The 18627-nt window shown below is 75.8% G+C and carries 15 protein-coding genes; 9 read left to right on the top strand and 6 right to left on the bottom strand.

All coding sequences use genetic code 11. The annotated features are described in order from the left end of the window. Nucleotides 1-296: 296 nt before the first annotated feature. From TEK04_RS17125 to TEK04_RS17100, 6 genes are read left to right on the top strand one after another with little or no spacing between them, the layout of a single operon-like run. Entirely contained in the window at nucleotides 297-449 is a 153-nt protein-coding gene (locus TEK04_RS17125; protein ID WP_336405566.1) for a hypothetical protein, read from the top strand. Next, nucleotides 446-1606: a cytochrome P450 gene (locus tag TEK04_RS17120; protein WP_336405565.1), complete on the top strand. Its 1161-nt coding sequence runs from the start codon at nucleotides 446-448 to the stop codon at nucleotides 1604-1606. Before TEK04_RS17125 ends, TEK04_RS17120 begins: the two co-directional genes overlap by 4 nt. Before the next feature lie 18 nt (nucleotides 1607-1624). Next, nucleotides 1625-2776 (top strand): acyl-CoA dehydrogenase family protein, encoded by a 1152-nt coding sequence (locus TEK04_RS17115; RefSeq protein WP_336405564.1) that lies wholly within the window; start codon nucleotides 1625-1627, stop codon nucleotides 2774-2776. Then, nucleotides 2773-3798, top strand: a complete 1026-nt coding sequence (locus TEK04_RS17110) for an acyl-CoA dehydrogenase family protein (protein WP_336405563.1) — start codon at nucleotides 2773-2775, stop codon at nucleotides 3796-3798. Before TEK04_RS17115 ends, TEK04_RS17110 begins: the two co-directional genes overlap by 4 nt. Nucleotides 3799-3809: 11 nt before the next feature. Beyond that, nucleotides 3810-5060, top strand: coding sequence for an alpha-amylase family glycosyl hydrolase (locus tag TEK04_RS17105; RefSeq protein ID WP_336405562.1), 1251 nt, complete (start codon nucleotides 3810-3812; stop codon nucleotides 5058-5060). Between the two features lie 15 nt (nucleotides 5061-5075). Continuing rightward, nucleotides 5076-6566 carry a class I adenylate-forming enzyme family protein gene (locus tag TEK04_RS17100; RefSeq protein WP_336405561.1) on the top strand — a complete coding sequence of 497 codons (1491 nt, stop codon included), beginning with the start codon at nucleotides 5076-5078 and terminating at the stop codon, nucleotides 6564-6566. A 317-nt stretch (nucleotides 6567-6883) separates the two neighbouring features. Here TEK04_RS17100 and TEK04_RS17095 read toward each other — a convergent pair whose 3' ends face one another. Together TEK04_RS17095 and TEK04_RS17090 are read right to left on the bottom strand one after the other, a co-directional pair. Then, nucleotides 6884-7309, bottom strand: coding sequence for a hypothetical protein (locus tag TEK04_RS17095; protein ID WP_336405560.1), 426 nt, complete (start codon nucleotides 7307-7309; stop codon nucleotides 6884-6886). Between the two features lie 34 nt (nucleotides 7310-7343). Beyond that, the gene (locus tag TEK04_RS17090; RefSeq protein WP_336405559.1) at nucleotides 7344-8132 is read right to left on the bottom strand and encodes a thioesterase family protein; all 789 of its coding nucleotides are present in this window, start codon (nucleotides 8130-8132) and stop codon (nucleotides 7344-7346) included. 120 nt (nucleotides 8133-8252) lie between these two features. Here TEK04_RS17090 and TEK04_RS17085 point away from each other — a divergent pair, with 120 nt between their 5' ends. The 3 genes from TEK04_RS17085 to TEK04_RS17075 are packed head-to-tail and all read left to right on the top strand — an operon-like array spanning nucleotide 8253 to nucleotide 10664. After that, nucleotides 8253-9146 (top strand): HNH endonuclease family protein, encoded by an 894-nt coding sequence (locus tag TEK04_RS17085; RefSeq protein ID WP_336405558.1) that lies wholly within the window; start codon nucleotides 8253-8255, stop codon nucleotides 9144-9146. Nucleotides 9147-9155: 9 nt separating this feature from the next. Continuing rightward, a complete protein-coding gene (locus TEK04_RS17080) occupies nucleotides 9156-9689 on the top strand; it encodes an NUDIX hydrolase family protein (protein ID WP_336405557.1) in 534 nt (177 codons plus the stop codon). Between the two features lie 51 nt (nucleotides 9690-9740). After that, a complete protein-coding gene (locus TEK04_RS17075) occupies nucleotides 9741-10664 on the top strand; it encodes a zinc metalloprotease (protein WP_336405556.1) in 924 nt (307 codons plus the stop codon). A 37-nt stretch (nucleotides 10665-10701) separates the two neighbouring features. Here the strand turns inward: TEK04_RS17075 and TEK04_RS17070 are convergent, their stop codons facing one another. The 4 genes from TEK04_RS17070 to TEK04_RS17055 all read right to left on the bottom strand — a co-directional run bounded on the left by TEK04_RS17070 (nucleotide 10702) and on the right by TEK04_RS17055 (nucleotide 18627). Then, on the bottom strand, nucleotides 10702-14217 hold the full coding sequence (locus TEK04_RS17070) for an ATP-binding protein (RefSeq protein ID WP_336405555.1): 3516 nt from the start codon (nucleotides 14215-14217) through the stop codon (nucleotides 10702-10704). Continuing rightward, the gene (locus tag TEK04_RS17065; protein WP_336405554.1) at nucleotides 14214-14843 is read right to left on the bottom strand and encodes a DUF4194 domain-containing protein; all 630 of its coding nucleotides are present in this window, start codon (nucleotides 14841-14843) and stop codon (nucleotides 14214-14216) included. The genes TEK04_RS17070 and TEK04_RS17065 overlap by 4 nt, the downstream gene beginning before the upstream one ends. After that, on the bottom strand, nucleotides 14840-16315 hold the full coding sequence (locus TEK04_RS17060; protein WP_336405553.1) for a DUF3375 family protein: 1476 nt from the start codon (nucleotides 16313-16315) through the stop codon (nucleotides 14840-14842). The genes TEK04_RS17065 and TEK04_RS17060 overlap by 4 nt, the downstream gene beginning before the upstream one ends. 92 nt (nucleotides 16316-16407) lie before the next feature. Beyond that, a complete protein-coding gene (locus tag TEK04_RS17055; protein ID WP_336405552.1) occupies nucleotides 16408-18627 on the bottom strand; it encodes a putative bifunctional diguanylate cyclase/phosphodiesterase in 2220 nt (739 codons plus the stop codon).

Genomic DNA, 18627 nt, shown 5'->3' with positions numbered 1-18627 from the left:
TGGCCAGGTACATCAGACCGATGGTCTTGTGGTCAGTGGTCCGCAGCAGCATCGAGAGCCGCGAACCCTTCTCGGCCACGTGAACCGGACTCGGACGGCTCACGATCGGAGCGGGGGCGATCGTCACTGGGTACTTCCTCGCGTCGTGGAGCGGGCTGGCTCCCGTGGTGCAGCAGGCGCACCGCCAGGGTAGGCGGGTGCACCGACACGGACCGGGCGGCCCTGGTCACGGTGCCGTCGTCGACCTAGGGTCGATGACGAGCCGCACCGGCGCGGCCGGTCGGAGGTGCCCCGTGGTGGACCCGCTCGCCCACGTCCCCGGTGACCGGGGGTGGCCGCTGGTCGGCCACACCCTGCTGTTCGTGCGCGATGCGCGCGGGCTGATGGAGCGCAACCGGGTGCGGTACGGGGACGTGTTCCGCACCCGGGTGCTCGGGCGGGAGGCGTGACCTTCCTGACCCCGCAGGCCACCCGCGAGGTGTTCCTCGACCCGGGCAAGGTGCTCTCCAGCCAGCAGGGCTGGGCGAACACCATCGGCGACCTGTTCTGCAACGGGCTCATGCTGCGCGACTTCGACGACCACCACCGGCACCGCCGGGTGATGCAGCAGGCGTTCGGCCGGGCCGCGCTCGGCGGGTACGTCGAGGCCATCCACGACATCACCGACCGGCACCTGCGGGACCTGCCGGCCGGGGACGTCGACGTCTACGTGCTGATGAAGCGGCTCACGCTGGACATCGCCGCCGAGGTGTTCGTCGGGGTCTCGCTGGGCCCGGAGGCCGAACGCGTCAACCGGGCCTTCGCCGACGCCGTCGCCGCCTCGATCACGCCGCTGCGGGTCCCGCTGCCGGGCACGCCGTGGCAGCGGGGGCTACGAGGGCGGGCCGAACTGGTGCGCGTGTTCGGCGACCTCGTGACCGCCCGCCGGCGGGAGGCCGAGCCGCGCACCGACCTGCTCTCGCGCCTGGCGCACGCCACCACCGAGGACGGCGACCTGCTGCCCGTCGACGACGTCGTCGACCACATGGTCTTCCTCATGCTGGCCGCGCACGACACCACCACCTCCACCCTGGCCGTGCTGCTGTGGCAGCTGGCCCTGCACCCGGCCGAGCAGGAGCGGGTGGCCGCGGAGGTGCGCGCCCTGGCCGGGGCCCCGGTGACCCCGGCCGACCACGGCTACCTGGTGCACACCACGCGGGCGATGCAGGAAGCGCTGCGGTTGAGCCCGCCGGTGCCGTTCTCCCCGCGGCGGGCACTGGCCGACGTCGAGGTCGCCGGGGTGCACGTGCCGGCCGGCACCGGCGTCAACGTCGCCACCCTCGCCCTCCACCGGCACCCCGAGTGGTGGACCCGGCCCGACGCCTTCGACCCCGACCGCTTCGCCCCCGGGCGGGCGGAGCACAAGCAGCACAGCCACCTGTTCGTGCCCTTCGGCGGGGGCGCGCACCTGTGCATCGGCAACCACGTCGCCGAGGTGATGGTGAAGGCGATCGTGGCCCGCCTGCTGGCCACCCGGCGGGTCACCGCCGACCCGCGGGCCGGCGTCGTCGTCTCCCCGGTCCCCATCCCCAAGCCCCGGGGCCCGATGCTGCTGACGGTGCGCTGAGCTGGTTCCATCGCGGGCATGCCGTCGACGCTGACGCTCGCCCCCGCACCGCCGTCCGAGGCCGCCGAACGCGTACGCCTGGAGGTCCGGGAGTTCCTGGCCGCCGAGCTGGCGGCGGGGTCGTTCGAGACCCACGTGGACACCTGGCTGTCCGGGGTCGACCCCGCCTTCTCCCGCAAGCTGGGCGAGCGCGGGTGGCTGGGCATGACCTGGCCCAAGGAGTACGGCGGGCACGAGCGCACCGCGATGGAGCGCTACGCCGTCACCGAGGAGCTGCTGGCCGCCGGCGCCCCCGTCGCCGCGCACTGGATCGCCGACCGGCAGTCCGGGCCGAACCTGCTGCGCTACGGCACCGAGGCCCAGCGCACGGACATCCTGCCGCGCATCGCGGCCGGCGAGTGCTACTTCGTGATCGGCATGAGCGAGCCCGACTCGGGCTCGGACCTCGCCTCCATCCGTACGAAGGCGGTGCGCAACGCCGACGGCGACTGGGTGGTCGACGGCGCCAAGGTCTGGACGTCGAACGCCCACCACAGCCACTACGCGATCGTGCTGGTGCGCACCGCGCCGGCCGACCCGCAGCACCGGCACGCCGGGATGAGCCAGCTGCTGGTGGACCTGTCGCTGCCGGGGATCACGATCAACCCGATCCGCATCCTCGACGGTGGGCACCACTTCAACGAGGTGGTGTTCGACTCGGTGGTGGTGCCCGGGGACATGCTGCTGGGGGAGGAGGGCGCGGGCTGGCACCAGGTGACCGCCGAGCTGGCCTTCGAGCGCAGCGGGCCCGAGCGGATCCTGTCGACGTTCCCCTTGCTGACCGCCTTCGCCCGCCGGGCGTCGTCGGATGCCGAGCTCGCGACCCTGGGCCGGTTGAGTGCCCGGTTGCTGGCGCTGCGCCAGCTGTCGATCCGGATCGCGGCGGCGCTGGACCGCGGAGAGCTGCCCGACATCCCGGCCGCGCTGGTCAAGGACGTGGGGACGACGTTCGAGGCCGACGTGGCCGAGGAGATCCGCCGGGTGGTCGACGTCCCGGCATCCCTGGACTCCCCGGATCCGCTGGGGCGGGCGTTGGCGGAGGCGCAGCTGCACGCGCCGGGCTACACCCTGCGCGGGGGCACGAACGAGATCCTGCGGGGGATCGTGGCGCGCGGGCTGGGTCTGCGATGAGCGCGGACGGCGCGTACGACACCGAGTTGGTGGTGGCCACGGTCAGGGAGGTCCTCGCCGGGCACCCGCCGCTGACGCTGACGCCTGACCGGCGGTGGGATGCAGGGCTGTGGGCCGAGCTGACCGAGGCGGGCCTGACCGGCGTGGGGTTGCCGGAGGAGGCCGGCGGGTCCGGTGGCGAGCTGGCCGACGCGGTCGCCGTCGTGGCCACGCTGGCCGCTGGTGCCGGCGCGGTGCCGGTGGCCGAGCAGCTGCTGGTTGCCGGTCCCACCGTGCTGGCCGCCGGCCTCGAGCTGCCGCCGGTCGACGAGCCGTTGACCGTCGGGGTCTCCGGTGCGCTGCGGGTGGAGGACGGCCGGGTGTCGGGCACGGCGACCGACGTCGCGTGGGCCGGGGCGGCCCGGCACCTGGTCGTGCCGGCCGAGGGCCCGGACGGCGAGGTCCTCGCGCTGGTCGACGTCGGCGACCTGCCGGCCACCGATGCGGTGAACCTGGCCGGGGAGCCGCGCGGCTCCTACGTCCTCGACGGGGCACCGGCGCGGATCGGCCCGGTCGGTGAGCTGCGGGCCCGGTACGCCCTGGCCCGCGCGGTGCAGCTGTCGGCCGCGGCCGAGACGGTGCTGGCCTGGACGGTGCAGTACGCCGGCGAGCGGGTGCAGTTCGGCCGGCCGCTGGCGAAGTTCCAGGGCATCCAGGTGCAGCTGGCCCAGATGGCTGGCGAGGTCACCGCGGTGGCTGCCCTGGTCGACGCCGCCGTGCAGCGGCTGGAGCGCGGCGAGCCGCTGGAGCTGGCGGCCGCGGCGGCGAAGGTGCGGGCGGGGGCGGCGGTCGACGTCGTGGCGCGGCTGGCGCACCAGGTGCACGGCGCGATCGGGTTCACCCAGGAGCACCGGCTGTACCACCTGACCACCCGGATGTGGTCCTGGCGTGACGAGGCCGGCAACGAGACGACGTGGGCGCGCGTGCTGGGTGCCGCCGTCGCCGGCGACGACCCCTGGCCGGCTCTCGTCGGGGTCCTGTGACCGGGCACCGCGTGACCGAGCCCGGCTGGGTCACCGACGCGATCTGGTGGCAGGTGCACCCGCTGGGGTTCGTGGGCGCGGAGCCGGCCGCCGTCGAGACGGTGACCCACCGTCTCCCGCGGATCACCGGGTGGCTGGACCACCTGGTGGCGCTGGGCTGCAACGGGTTGGCGCTGGGGCCGGTGTTCGCGTCGAGCACGCACGGCTACGACACCGTGGACCACCTGCGCATCGACCCCCGCCTCGGTGACGACGGGGACCTCGACGCGCTCGTCGCGGCCGCGCACGAGCGCGGGGTGCGGGTGCTGCTGGACGGCGTGTTCAACCACGTCGGCCGTGACCACCCCGCCGTCTCCGACCCCGCCCGCCGGCACTGGATCCGGTGGGAGGGCGACCGGCCGGGCACCTTCGAGGGCCACGACCTGCTGGTGGAGCTCGACCACACCCAGGACGACGTCGTGCAGCTGGTCGTCGACGTGATGTGCCACTGGCTCGAGCGCGGCGTCGACGGCTGGCGGTTGGATGCGGCCTATGCCGTCGACCCGCGGTTCTGGGCGCGGGTCCTCCCGGCCGTGCGCGAGCGGTTCCCCGACGTGTACGTCGTCGGCGAGGTCATCCACGGCGACTACGCCGGCACCGTCGCGGCGTCGGGCATGGACTCGGTCACCCAGTACGAACTCTGGCAGGGCGTCTGGCACGGCCTGGCGGAGGGCAACCTGTTCGAGACCGCGCACGCGCTGCAGCGGCACGACGGCTTCCTCGACACGTTCGTGCCGTGGACCTTCGTCGGCAACCACGACGTGACCCGCATCGTCGACCAGGTGGGGGAGGCGCTGCTGCCGCACGCGCTGGTCCTGCTGCTCACCACGGGCGGCACCCCGGCGGTGTGGTCGGGCGACGAGTTCGGCTGGCACGGCATCAAGGAGCACCGGGCCGGCGGCGACGACGCGATCCGGCCCGAGTTCCCGGCCGACCCACTGGCGGTCGACGGCGGCTCGGTCTTCGCCGTGCACCAGGAGCTGATCGGGCTGCGCCGCCGACACCGGTGGGTGCACCGCGCCCGCACCGAGCAGCTGCACCTGACCAACGAACAACTGGTTTACCGCACCTCGGCGGACGGGGAGTCGCTGGTGGTCGCGCTGAACCTCGCCGCCCACCCGGTGACGGTGCCGGCGGCCGGTGAGCTGCTGGCCGGTTCCGCGGCACCGCGGAACGGTGGCCTCGAGCTCCCCGGCCGCGGGTGGGCCGTCCTGAGCATCTAGGTGCAGGATGCAACCGTGGTCTTCGAGAGCAGCGGGATCCAGCGAGGTGCCGACGGCGTCGCCCGGTACACCGGCCTAGAGCCGAACGTGGTGCGGGGGTTCGCCGCCACCGCGGCGGCGCACCCCGACCGCATCGCCGTCGTCGAGCTGGACGGCGGCACGGCCACCTACCGCGACCTGTGGGAGGGCGCCGAGCGGGTGGCCGGCGGGCTGCACGCGGCCGGCGTCGGCCCCGGTGACCGGGTGGCGATCGGGCTGCCGAACGGCCTGGCCTGGATGCTCGCCTTCTGGGGCGCGCAGCTCGCCGGCGCCGTCGTCGTCCCGCTGAACACCAGGTTGGCGCCCGCCGAGCGCGAGTTCGTGCTCGCCGACAGCGGCGCCGTCGTCGTCCTGGACTCCGCCGACCTGCCCGACGGCGACCCGGTCGAGCCGGCCGACCCCGCGCGCGGCGACCTGGCGGCGCTGTTCTACACGTCGGGGACCACGGGCCGCCCGAAGGGCGCGATGCTCACGCAGGAGTGCTTCGTGAGCGCTGCGGAGAACGTGCAGCGCTGCCGAGAGCTCGACCCGGCCCTGAGCAACGTCTCGTTGATCTCGGTGCCGCTGTTCCACGTCACCGGGTGCTGCTCGCAGATGGTCACCCAGGTGCTCATGGGCGGCACCACCGTGCTCATGCCGAAGTTCTCGCCGGCGGCGTTCCTGGCCGCGGTCGCCGAGCACCGGGTCACCTTGCTGACGAGCGTGCCGACGATCTACGAGTTGGTGCTGCGGCACCCCGACCTGGCCAGCACCGACGTGTCGAGCGTGCGGGCGCTGTCCTACGGCGGGGCGCCGATGGCGCCGGAGCTGGTGCACCGGCTGCGCCGGGCGTTCCCGGGAGCCCGGCTGGGCAACGGCTTCGGGCTGTCGGAGACCAGCGCGTTGGCCACCTTCCTGCCCGACGCGTGGGCCGACGAGCACGCCGACTCGGTGGGCTTCCCGGCGCCGGTGGTCGACGTCCGGCTGGACCGGCCCGACCCGGTGTCGGGCATCGGGGAGCTGCTGGTGCGCGGCCAGAACGTCGCCGTCGGCTACTGGGGCATGCCGGAGGCGACCTCCGAGGCCTTCCGGGACGGCTGGCTGCACACCGGCGACCTGGCCACCATCGACGACGAGGGCCTGGTGCACATCGTGGACCGGGCCAAGGACATGATCAACCGGGGCGGGGAGAACGTGTACTCCGTCGAGGTGGAGAACGCCCTCGCCGAGCACCCCGACGTGCTCGAGGTCGCCGTGGTCGGCGTGCCCGACGACGTGATGGGGGAGAAGGTGGGTGCCGTGGTGCTGGTCCGGGGGCCGCTGGACCTCGCGGAGTTCGCCGCCTTCGCCCGGCACCGGCTGGCCGACTACAAGGTCCCCCAGTTCGTGCGCCTGCTGGACGGCCCGCTCCCGCGCAACGCCGGCGGCAAGGTGGTCAAGGGCCCGCTGCGGACGGCGGAGGGCTGGACCCCCGTCCCGCGGGGATGACCTCCGCCGCGGTCGCCCGGCCGATCGTGGGGGGCGCGGGACATTCCGGTCGCCAACGTCGTGCCCTGCACCCCCAGAGGGAGCAGGCCGTTCTGCTCCCTGAGAGGGAGCAGGCCGTTCTGCTCACGCAGAGGGAGCAGAACGGCCTGCGTGCGCGGGGGGAGCAGGGCACGAGCTGACCGGGCGGGACTCTGTCGCTCCCGGCGGTCACGATGAGCGAACACGCGATCACTTGCCGTGCGTGGTCGGGTGGCTCCGGGGACGGGCTCGACGTCGGTCGGCGGGGCAGTGGTCATCGGGGTGTCGGCGGCGGTAGCTCAGTCGACGTCACCGGGGACGTGCGGGGCGTCGTCGGACTGGGGCGCGACCGCCAGCTGCGCCAGGGCCGAGGCGACCGCGATGCCGCCGCTCACCGCAGCAGCCTGGCGGTAGCGCGGGAACACCAGCCAGGCCGGCACCATGCTGGCGGCGTGCAGGGCGTCGACGGCGGCACCGGCCTGCAGGCCCGCGCGGGTCGGGGTGGCCAGCAGCACCGCGCTCTGCACCACGGTGCGCGCTCCCAGGACCCGCACGAGCCAGTTCGCCGGCGCCCGCCGTCCGGGCGCGAGGTGCGCCACCGTCCACCGGGGAGCTGCGACCAGCGCCACCCCGCCGAGACCGAGGACGGCGGAGACGGCGCGGGTGCGGGCGCGTCGCTGGCTGCGGGCGGGTCGGTCGCTGCGGACCGGGCTGATCGACGTCATCGTGCTCCGCTACCCGCGCAGCCCGCGTGGAACCTCACCGTTCCCGTACCAGCAAGGGTTGGGACACCTCGCCCACGAGCCCGCCGGCGTCGGAGATCGTGCCCGTGCACAGGCCCAGCCCGTTGGCACCGATCGAGGTCCGGCAGGCCAGGTGCACCCACTCGCCGTCGGCCTCCCGGGTGAGGTGGCAGGTCATCCCCGGCGGGATCGACAGCCACGACTCGATGGGCAGTTCCACGGAGATGCCGTTGGCCGCGTCCGCGGCGACCAGCACCCGGTCGGTGCCGGTCAGCTCGGTCCCGGCGATTAGCGGGACGCGCACCCGGGTCCACACGTCCGCCGGACCCGGCACCTCCGGCGACCCGGCGGTGTACCGCCAGTCCAGTGCGTACTGGTAGCCGAAGTCGGGCAGGTGCGGGAACACCACAGTGCCCTCCTCGGGCACCGGCGGCGGCGCGGTGGACGGGGTCACCACCGGCGGCGTCGGCCCCGGCGCGAGCGACCAGACCCGGGCCGCGGCCACGGTGCGGCCCTCCACGGTCATCACCGCCTCGGTGAGGTCGATGCGCCGGCCCGGCCGCAGCGGCGACACCTCCACCGTCAGCTCCCGGCGCGGGATGGCGCCGAAGAAGTCCACCGACACCCGCACCTGCTGCTGGTGCGACCCGGACGCCTCCGCGGCCCCGGCGGCGAGGCGAGCCAGCAGTGCCGACGGCGGGCCCCCGTGCTGGGCGCCCACGTCCCACGGGCTCTCGGTGGCCCGGGTCGGGGCGAACCGACCGTCCCCCAGCGGCAGGTAGAAGGCCTCGGCGATCTCGTCCACGGGGCTGACGCTAGGTGATGAGCACCACGTCACCGGTGCCGGTGGGCACGGTCGGTGATCCGACCGCAGCCGCGTGTCGGTGGGGTGTCCCCGCCGCACCGCGCCGCACCCTGGACGTCGATGAGCCGGAAACCGCTGCACGTGACCGCCACCCGGTTGCCCGGCGCCCGCCGACGCAGCCCCGCCCGCGCCCGGCGCGCGCTGCTCGCCGCGGCGGCGGCGCTCGCCGTCCTGCTCGGGCTGGGCGTCGGGGCGCTGGCCGAGGACCCCGGGTCCGTCCCGACCGCGCTGCCCGCCCCCTCGACCGGCCCCGCCCCCTCGACGGGCCCCGCCTCGTCCACGGGCGCAGCCACCGGCACGGCGAGCTCGCCGACCACACCGGTGACGGCGGGCGGGGGAGCCGACGTCACCGCCCCGGTGGCCACCCCGACCGGCACCGCGCTGGCCGCCCTGGCGCTGCTGGAGGTCAAGGGCCGCGCCCCGCAGACCGGGTACGACCGCGACCTGTACGGCAACGGTTGGGTGGACACCGACCGCAACGGCTGCGACACCCGCAACGACGTGCTGGCCCGCGACCTCACCGCCGAGCAGTTCCGGCCCGGCACCCGCGACTGCGTGGTCGTGAGCGGGGTGCTGGTCGACCCCTACTCGGGCGCCACCATCCTGTTCCAGCGCGGCCAGGGCACCAGCGACGACGTGCAGATCGACCACGTCGTGGCGCTGTCCAACAGCTGGCAGACCGGCGCACAGGGCTGGGACGCCGAGCGCCGCGAGCAGTTCGCCAACGACCCGCTCAACCTGCTCGCCGTCGACGGCACGCTCAACCAGCAGAAGCGCGACGGCGACACCGCCACCTGGCTGCCGCCCGACCGCGGGTACCGCTGCGCCTACGTCGCCCGCCAGGTCGCGGTCAAGGTCGCCTACGGGCTGTGGACCACCCCCGCCGAGCACGACGCGATGGCCACCGTCCTCGGCACCTGCCCCGACCAGCAGCTCCCGACGGGCGTCGGCTAGACAGTGCACATGACCGAGGCGACCACCCTGTCCGACTCCGGCTGGCTCTCCCGCGAGGAGATGGACGCCGCCCGCGAACGGCTGCCCATCCTCTACGTCGACGCGTTGCCGGTGCGGGTCGACGACCACGGCGTGGTGACCCGGGTCGGCCTGCTGCTGCGGGTGGGCAGCGACGGGCAGATCAAGCGGGCGCTCGTATCGGGCCGCGTCCTCTACCACGAGCGGGTGCGCACGGCGTTGCTGCGCCACCTGGAGAAGGACCTGGGCCCGCTCGCGCTGCCCCGGGTGCCTCCGGCCCCGCAGCCGTTCACCATCGCCGAGTACTTCCCCACCCCCGGTGTCACCCCGTTCCACGACCCGCGCCAGCACGCGGTGTCCATGGCCTACGTGGTGCCGGTCGAGGGGGACTGCGCCCCCCAGCAGGACGCGCTGGAGCTCACCTGGTTCAGCCCCGACGAGGCCCGCGACCCGGGTGTGCTCGCCGAGCTGGCCAACGGCCAGAGCGCGCTGGTGGTGCAGGCCCTCGCCCATCTGGGGGTCTGACCCCGGCGGGTCGTGGCGCCCGGCAGGCGCAGCACCGGACACTGGTGCGCGATGGACGACGACCTCCGGCCCCACCCGGGTGTGCCTGCCTACCCCTACGCGGCACTCCCGATGGCGCCCGACGCCGCCCCGGCCGCGAACCCCGGTCCGGCGCGCCGGCGCGCGCGGTACCGGGTCCTGCGCAGCCTGCTGGCCCTGGTGGCCGTCGTCGGGTTGGTCGCCGCGGGGTGGTGGCTGCGCAGCGGTGAGGCGCCGTCCCTGCCCCTGGTCACCCAGCCCACCACCGCACCGGTCGAGGCGCCGCGCACCGTGCCGGCGCCGGGGTTCGAGCAGGCAGACGAGCCGCTGGGCACCCCGCCGCCGGCCCCCGACAGCGACTCCTTCGGCTTCATCGCCCGCCAGGCCGACGGCACCACCCCGGTGGCCTACGACCCGTGCCGCCCGGTCGACGTCGTGCTGGCCACCGACGGCGCCCCGGCGGAGGCCGAGGCGCTGCTCACCGACGCGCTGGACCGCATGACCGAGGTGACCGGGCTGCAGTTCCGCTACGCCGGTCCCACCGACGAGCTGCCCGGCAGTGGCCGTGCGGCCTACCAGCCCGACCGCTACGGCGACCGCTGGGCGCCGGTGCTGGTCGGCTGGCGGACCCCCGAGCAGGAACCGGCCCTCGCGGGCGAGGTGGCCGGGCTGGGCGGCAGCGCGTCGGCCGGGCCGGCCGGCGGACCGCTGGTCTACGTCACCGGCAGCGTCACCCTCGACGGCCCGGAGTACGCGGACCTGCTGGCCGACGGCGACACCGAGCTGGCCCGGGCCATCCTGCTGCACGAACTCGGCCACGTCGTCGGGCTGGCCCACGTGTGGGACGAGACCCAGCTGATGGCCGCCACCACCCGCGGCGGGGTGCTGGACTTCGCCGACGGTGACCTGGCCGGGCTCGCCGTGCTGGGCGCGGGGGCCTGCGTCCCCGAGGTGTGACCCGACCGGTGCGCCTCCCCGGTGGTCGCCGGCGTCCTCAGGCGGTGACCGAGCGGGCCAGGGCGCGTCTGGTCCGGTAGTCCTGCACCGTCAGGCACTGCAGCCGTGACTCGTCGCCCTGCCGGTTGTCCACGTAGGCCAGCGAGGCCACGAACGGCTCGATCACGTGGATCTTCTGCAGCGGGGTGACCACGAGCAGCTGCAGGCCCAGCCGGCCGAACAGGTCGAGCGCGAAGCGGGTGGAGTCGTCCGAACCCCGCCCGAACGCCTCGTCGACCACGACGAGCCGGAAGTCTCGGGCCAGCGGCGCGGCCGGGTCGATGCCGAACTGGTGCGCCAGCGACGCGGCGAGCACGGTGTAGGCCAGCTTCTCCCGCTGGCCACCGGACTTGCCGCCGGCGTCGGTGTGCGTCTCGTGCTCGGCGTCGTCGTGCCGCCACCGCTCGGTCGCGGCGAACACGAACCAGTTGCGCACGTCGGTGACCCGCCGCGCCCAGCGGCGGTCCTCGGCGACGTGCCCGGCCCGGCCGCGCAGCCGGTGCACCACGCGGGCGATGCGGGCGAAGCGCTCCTCCGGGTCGGCCGGGTCGCCCCCGGTGCAGGCGCGCAGGTCGGCCCGGAAGTCCTCGACCTCCGGCGCCGCGGCCGGCCGAGCCTCCAGGGCCAGGTAGCGGCCGGGATGGTAGTCGATGTCGTGCAGCGACCCGTTGATCCGGGCCACCCGCTCGGTGACCTCGGCGGCGCGGCGCTCCAGCTCGGCGAGGAACCCGGCGACGTCGCGCACGGTGTCCTGCTCGAGCAGCGCGGTGAACGCGGCCTCGGCCTGCGGCAGCCCGGTGCCGCGCAGCTGCTCGTGCAGCTCCCGGAAGGCGTCGGCGGCCGACCGGGAGGCGTCCAGCGAGGCGGCGACGGCGGGGTGCTCGGCGCGGAAGGCGGCCATCGCGCGCACCATGCGCGCCTCCACCTCCGCGCGCACCGACGTCTGGGTGGTCCGCTCCCGCTCGAGCACCGCCCGCATGTTCCGCTCGCGCTCGTCGACGTCGTCGAGGTCGGTGACCGGCACCGAGGCGACCAGCGCCCGGCGGTCCAGCCGCTCGGGGGCGGTCAGCGCCCGGTCGATCCGCAGTGCCCGGGCCACGGCGGACCCGTCGTCCACCGCGGCCCGCGCGGCCCGCCGGTCGTCCCCGTCGCCCGCCGTGCCCTCCGCCGTGACGGCCGCCGTGCCGGTCGCGTCCGCCGCGCCCAGCCGCGACCGCACGGCCTCCAGCACCCGGAACGTCTCGCCGAGGGCGTAGGAGGCCGCGCCCCGCCGCTGCTGCAGGGTGGCCTGGGCCGAGGCCAGCCCGACGATGTCGCGGCGGAGGTCCTCCATCGCGCCGTCGAGCCCGAACAGCACCCCGGACGCGGCGACCAGCAGGTCGCGCTCGCGGCCGAGCTCGGCGATCTGCCGGATCGCGCCCTGCCAGTCCAGCGCCCGCCAGCTGTCGTAGGCCGAGAGGGTGGCCAGGTCCCGACCGCGGGACACGGTGCGGGCCCGCTCGGCCCGGACGGCGTCCCGGGCGGCCGCCAGCTCGGTCAGCTGGGGCAGCAGCGCGCTCTCGGCCGCGGCCAGGGCGCGCGCCTTACCCGCGCTGTCCCAGCCCAGCACCTGGTGCAGCGGGTCCCCGGCCGGGTGCCGGTCGTCGAGCACGTGCCGCCCGGTGCGGTCCTTGACCTGGCCGGTGCGGGTGACCGCGACGGGGGTGCGGCGGAACTCCTTGACGTCGTCGACCCGCAGGTGCGGGGCGCGCTGGGCCAGCTGGGTCTCCACCCACGACGCCAGCGGGGAGGACCGCACCTCCAGCACGGCGGCCAGCGACTGCGGGGCCGGCATGGGGGAGGCGGTGGGCAGCGTGGCCGGCAGCGGCAGGTAGGCCAGCTCGGCGCCGTCGGTGTGCTCCTCCACCCAGGCGCTGACGTCGGCGTAGTGCCGGTGGGGCACCAGCACGGTCAGCGCGAAGCCGCGCAGCACGCGCTCGGCGGCCGCGGCCCAGTCGGCGTGCACGGGGGAGACCCGCACCAGCTCACCGGCGAACGGCAGCTCGACGGGGTCGACCTGCAGGGCCGCGGCCAGCCGGTCGCGCAGCCGCACCGCCGCCCGGGGCACCACGCCGGTGCGCCCGCGCAGGCCGGTCAGCTCGTGGGCGGTGTCGGCCGCCCGCGAGCGCAGGGCGGCCAGGGCCACCTCCACCTCGGCCAGCCGCTCGTCGACCTCGGCCTCGCTCTCGACCGCCCGGGCCAGCGCCTCGGCGATCTCGGTGCGCCGCACCACGAAGTCCTCGCCGTCGGCGACCGGGTCCAGGCCGGTGGCCTCCAGCAGTGCGGCGAACGCCCCGGCGCGCGCGCGGCGCTCCCGGCGGGCGACCTCGAGGTCGACCAGCTGCTCGTCGATGTAGCGCAGCCGCTCCCCGCCGTTGCCGGTGCGCTGCATGGTCAGAGACAGCTCCCGGGCGCGGGCCAGGTCCAGGTCGGTGGTGCCCTGGGACAGCGCCCGGTCGGCCGCGGCGACCTCGGCCCGCTGGGTGGTGGCCCGGGCCGCCAGCAGCTTCTCCCGCAGCGTGTCGGCCCAGCGGGGGAGCGCGGCCAGGTCGGCGTCCACCGTGGCGATCTGCTCGGACAGGACGGCGTGCCGGTCGGCGTCGGCCAGCACCGGGCCCAGCTGCGCCAGCTGCCGGCGGCCGGTGAGGACGGCGGCGTGGGCGGTGGTCAGCTGGTCGACGTGGCCCAGCAGCCGGTCCACCCAGCCGGCAGGGTCGCCGGGCTCGAGCAGGTGGGTGCGGACGAAGGCGTTGAGGTCCCCGACGTCCTTCACCGAGACGGTCTGGTGGAACAGGTCCATCGCCTGCTCCGAGGCGATGCCCAACCGGTTGCGGAACACCCGGCCGTACTCGGTGAAGGTGCTGAACACCTCGACGTCGGGGCGGGCGGCCAACCTGCGGCGCAGCGCGGCCGGGTCGCTGCCGAACTCGGCGAGGTCCCCGGCGATGGACAGGTCGCGGTCGGCGACGAGGTGGAAGCGGTCGGGCTGGCCGACCTCGCCGGCCCGCAGCCAGAGCACCTGGCCCAGGGTGACCGTCTCGCCCAGCCCCTCGTTGGTGAACACCGCGAGCAGCGCGGTCCACGTGCTGCCCGGGCGCAGTCCGACGTGGCGGGTGCCGCCGGTGCTGTCGCTGCGCTCGGCGCGCCAGTGGCCCTGCACGTAGGAGCGCAGGTCGCGCTCGCGGGCCGGGGCGCCGGCGGCCTCGTTGTAGGTGATCCGGGACGCCGGCAGCAGCAGCGTGCCGAGGGCGTCGACGAGGGTCGACTTGCCCGAGCCGACGTCGCCGGTGAGCAGGGTGTTCTGGCCGTCGGCCCGCAGCGTCCAGACCCGGCGGTCGAAGGTGCCCCAGTTGAGCAGCTCGAGCCGGTCCAGCCGGAAGCCGGCCGAGGTGTGTCCGCCGCCCGGGCCGCCGGGGCCGGGGCCGTCGTCGTCGGTGGTGAGCAGCAGGTGGGGGAGCGGCGGGGCGCTGGTCACGGTAGGTCCTCCACGGCGGGCTGGAGCTGCTGGGTGGCGGCGTACTCGGCGAGGCGGGCGTCGAACTCCGACAGCCACTGCGCGTCGACGAAGGCCTTGAGCACGCGGCGCACCTCGAAGCCGCCGTCCGGGCCGGGCATGCGGCGCAGGAAACCCAGCTCGACGACCTTGGCGATGTGCCCGTCCACCTGCTCGACCAGGCGGTTGCGCCGCCCGGGGTCGGGCAGCAGGTCGGCCACGAGCTCGACGAGGTCGGTCCGGCTGAGCACCAGCCGACCGCGGGTGCCCCCGGCGTCGGCGAGGGCCAGCCGGCGGCGCAGCACCGCCAGCAGCAGGCTGACCGGGTAGGACAGCGACCGGCGGGCCACGAGCCGGGGCAGCGGCGGGCCGTCGTCGGCGGGGTCCTCGGGTCGTTGCCGCAGGAAGGCGTAGCCCTCGGCCTCGTCCACGACGGCGACCAGGCCCAGGGTGGCGACGTAGTCGCGCAGGTCGGGCTGCAGTGCGCACAGGTGCCGCCACACCTCGGGGGCGGACTCCCGGTGCACCACGCCGCGCATCAGCGAGGTCACCACGAGGGGCAGGCTGAGCTCGGCGCGGGGGGCCGCCTCGGGCAGCAGTGCGGTCATCGGGGGTCCTCTGCGGTGTCAGCGCGGCCAGCCGGCCGGGAGCGGCGGCCGGCGGGGTGGGTGGTACCGGCGCGGGCGGCGGTGTCCCGGCGGGCGTAGACCACCCGCGGGAGGGTGGCCGAGCGGGTGCGGCCGTCGGGGTCGGTCCAGGACACCGTGTCGTCGTCCCGGTCGTCGTCCCGGTCGTGGTCCGGGTCGTCGTCCGGCTGCTCGTCGCGCTCGTCGGTGGTCTCGGGGAACAGGACGTCGAAGGCGTCGTCGCGCAGCGACAGGTAGGCCATGAGCTCGGCCAGCCCGTGCTCGAGGGGGTGCTGCTCGAGCACGGTGACCAGCTCGACGCGGGGCCGCTGGAGCAGCGCGCGGCGCACGTGCGCGGTGAGCGGCACGGGGTCGATCTGGACCTGCTCGAACAGGGCGCCGGCGGTGAAGTCCTCGTCCCCGGGCTCGGGGCGGGCGCTGTCGACGGAGGCCCGCCGCGGCGGGGCGTAGAGGTGGCGCTCCATCGGCAGGACGACGGTGGGGGCCAGCTCGTCGATCTCGACGAAGAACCCCGCGAGGTCGCCCAGCCCCGCGGCCAGCCGGGTCGCCCGGGCGCGGATGCTGCCCACCAGGTCCAGCACCCGGGCGTCCTCGCGGACCACGCGGTCGTCCAGGCCCGCCCGCAGCGCGTCGGAGAGCCCGCGCAGCACGAGGCGGGTGTGCTCGACGCCGGTGACCAGGTCGTGCCGCAGGCGGGGCAGGCCCGGGTCGTGGCAGGTGCGCAGGGCGGGCAGCTCGTGCACGCGGACGAGCAGGTCGGCCAGCTCCTCCTGCAGGTCGGGGGAGAGCAGGCGGTCGTAGCAGGCGTGGAAGCTGCGACCCTGGTCGGAGTCGGCGACGCCGCGCCGCCCGGCGGCGACGTCGCGGGCCAGTGCCTGGTCCCCGCCGGCGATGCGGTCGCGCAGCTCGCCGTCGCGCGCGCGGAAGGCGGCCTCCACCGCGCGCAGGTCGGCCAGCAGGCCGCGGGCGGTGCGGGCCAGGTGCAGGTACCGGTCGCGCTGCAGGGCGGGCTCGGCCGGGGGGTCGGTGACCAGCGCGCGCAGCAGGTCCACCACGCCGTCCAGCCGCGCGGCGGTGTCGACCACCGGGCGTGGGGCCAGCCCGGCCACCCAGGCGATGGCCAGCTCGGCGGCGGGGGTGGCGTCCATGAGCGGCTCGTCGGCGCCGGGCGGGTACCAGGCGCGCAGCCAGCCGCCGTCGGGTCCGGCCCAGCCGTCGAGGTACCCGCGGGCGTCGACCTGCGCGCGGGTGGTGCCGTCGAGCTCGGCGAGCAGGTCACCGAGCCGGTCGGCCAGCTCGCCGGCCGGCAGCCCGTGCGACCCGCCGGGCCCGAAGACGCGGGACAGGAACGAGACCACGAGCGGTGCGTCGTCGGCGCGCAGCAGCCGCCACGCGGGGTGCTGCTGCAGCGCGGCGACGTCGTCGACCTGCATGGCTCTCCTCCCCGCCGTGGTCCTGGTCGGCGCGAGAGTAGGGCGACAGCAGCGCCATGATCGGTGGGGCGCTCCGGTGTGTGACTGGTGAGCTACGTGGGGTTGCCGGCCGGGAGGGGGTGCCGACCGGTCAACCGGTCCGCGGGCACTGGCCGACCGAACAGCCACCCCTGCCCGGCGTCCACCCCGAGCCGGGCCAGCCGCTCGCACTGCTCGTCGGTCTCGATGCCCTCCGCGAGCACCGACGTCCCCAGTGCCGCGGCCAGGGCGACGAGACCGCGCAGCAGCGCCCGCGAGGCGTCGGACCCGGTGACCGAGCGGTCCAGCTTGAGCACCGTGACCGGGTAGCGCTGCAGGTAGGCCACCGAGGTGTAGCCGGTGCCGAAGTCGTCCAGCGCCACCACGACCCCGTCGGCGGCCAGCTGGTGCAGGGCCGCCACCCCGGCGTCCACCGGCAGCTGGTCGTGCTCGGTGATCTCCAGGTGCAACCGGTGGGCGGGCAGCCCGGTCGCGGCGAGGGCGTCGCGCACGGTGCCGGCCAGGTCGGGGTCGACCATCGAGCAGCGGCCGAGGTTGACGCTGACCCACCAGGTCGGGTCGAGCCGCTCCTGCATCGTGCGGCAGGCCTCGCGCAGCACCCAGGCGTCGAGCGCGGCACCGTGCCCCTGCGCCTCGGCGATCGGCAGGAAGGTGTCGGGGTACAGCAACCCGCGGGTGGGGTGCTGCCAGCGCACCAGTGCCTCGCACCCGGCCACGGCCCGCGAGGGCAGGGACACCAGCGGTTGGTAGACCAGGAGGAGCTCGCCGGCGGCCGGGTCCCCGGCCACCAGCCGGCGCAGGTCGGCCCCGAGCGCCAGTTGGCCGAGGACCTGCTCCCGCTGCTCCGGGGTGAACCGGGTCGCCTGACCGCGCGCCGCGGACTTGCTGGCGTAGAGCGCGACGTCGGCGTCGGCCAGGGCGTGGGCCAGCTCGCTGCCGGTGCGCAGCGGGGTCCAGCCGGCGCTGCCGCGGGCCACGACGAGCGTGCCGGCCAGCTCGACCGGTGCCGCCAGCGCCCGGGTGAGCAGGTCGTCGGGCGGGTCGGACCCCGGGGGCAGGAGCAGCACGAACTCGTCACCGCCCGAGCGGCAGACCACCCCACCGGCGGGGACGACGGCGGTGAGCCGCTGGGCCACGGCCACGAGCAGCTGGTCACCGACCTCGTGGCCCCAGGTGTCGTTGACGTGCTTGAAGTCGTCCAGGTCGACCACCACGAGGTCCCCGACCGCCCCGTCGCCCCCGCCGGCGCCTCCGCCCCCGCCGCCGACGGGGTGGACGAGGTCGTGGAAGGCCGTCCGCAGCCCGCGCCGGTTCAGCAGCCCGGTCAGCGGGTCCTGCCGGGCCAGGCGCTCGCTGGCCCGCACCGTCTGCGCACCACGGCCGATGGCCAGCCCAGCGAGCACCGCGGCGGTCACCAGGTAGGCCGTGGGGGGCAGCAGCCGGCCGCTCTCCAGCTGGGCCAGCGCCACCGGCACCAGGACGACGGGGGTGGTGCCCAGCAGGCGGGCGGACTCCGAGCGCAGCCGGCTCGGGCGGCCGGGGGTGAAGGCCGTGCGCATCCGCGGGTGCAGGCACCCGGCGGCGAAGAGCACCTGGCCGAGCACCCACACCACGTTCTGCCCGGCCTGCAGGGAGGCCAGCCGGACGCCGGTGTCGGAGACCAGCCCGTCGTAGACCGACACGGTGACCCCGCCCAGCAGCACCAGCCCGATGCTGGGACCGAGGTCGGCCCGCGACCCGATGTAGCGCAACGCCAGGCAGACCATGACGGCGTCGAGCGGGGCGACCGCGTGCGGCCAGGGCAGCCCGGGGTCGGCCAGCGCCATCCCGGCCTGGACGACGGCCAGCGCGACGACGCTGGCCAGCATCGCGCGGTCGGCCCGGCGTCCCCACTGCTCGCGGCGGGTACGCCGCTGGTCCGGGCGGGCGCCGGCGCGCTGCCGCTGGAAGAGCACGACGAGGAAACCGACGACGGCGACCATGCCGGCGCTCTGCAGCGCGACCCCGAGCGACGGGGCGGTCGGGGCGACGGCGAAGGCCAGGGTCCAGCAGGCCAGCGAGGCCGACATCAGCAGCCACGGCAGCCGGCGGTCGGGCCGGTGGCGGGCGATGCCCACCAGCGGCGAGACCGCGGCGAGGGCACTGGCGAGCAGGACGGCGGTCGGCCGGGTGGCCGGCCACCCGGCACCGGCGACCAGCAGCCCGGCCAGGGCGAGCAGGCCGGCCAGGGCGGCCGGCGGGCAGCCCCGGGGGCCCGGGCGGGGGGCGGCCAC

This window comes from Klenkia sesuvii, from assembly GCF_037083825.1.
GTDB lineage: Bacteria > Actinomycetota > Actinomycetes > Mycobacteriales > Geodermatophilaceae > Klenkia > Klenkia sesuvii.
Note: the sequence above shows the minus strand (reverse complement) of the source record. Positions and strands in the feature narration are given on the sequence as shown.

Coding starts and splice junctions, on each gene's coding strand:
- TEK04_RS17115 (WP_336405564.1), top strand. CDS start 1,625: ATGCCGTCGACGCTGACGCTCGCCCCCGCACCGCCGTCCGAGGCCGCC.
- TEK04_RS17110 (WP_336405563.1), top strand. CDS start 2,773: ATGAGCGCGGACGGCGCGTACGACACCGAGTTGGTGGTGGCCACGGTC.
- TEK04_RS17095 (WP_336405560.1), bottom strand. CDS start 7,309: ATGACGTCGATCAGCCCGGTCCGCAGCGACCGACCCGCCCGCAGCCAG.
- TEK04_RS17085 (WP_336405558.1), top strand. CDS start 8,253: ATGAGCCGGAAACCGCTGCACGTGACCGCCACCCGGTTGCCCGGCGCC.
- TEK04_RS17080 (WP_336405557.1), top strand. CDS start 9,156: ATGACCGAGGCGACCACCCTGTCCGACTCCGGCTGGCTCTCCCGCGAG.
- TEK04_RS17075 (WP_336405556.1), top strand. CDS start 9,741: ATGGACGACGACCTCCGGCCCCACCCGGGTGTGCCTGCCTACCCCTAC.
- TEK04_RS17065 (WP_336405554.1), bottom strand. CDS start 14,843: ATGACCGCACTGCTGCCCGAGGCGGCCCCCCGCGCCGAGCTCAGCCTG.
- TEK04_RS17060 (WP_336405553.1), bottom strand. CDS start 16,315: ATGCAGGTCGACGACGTCGCCGCGCTGCAGCAGCACCCCGCGTGGCGG.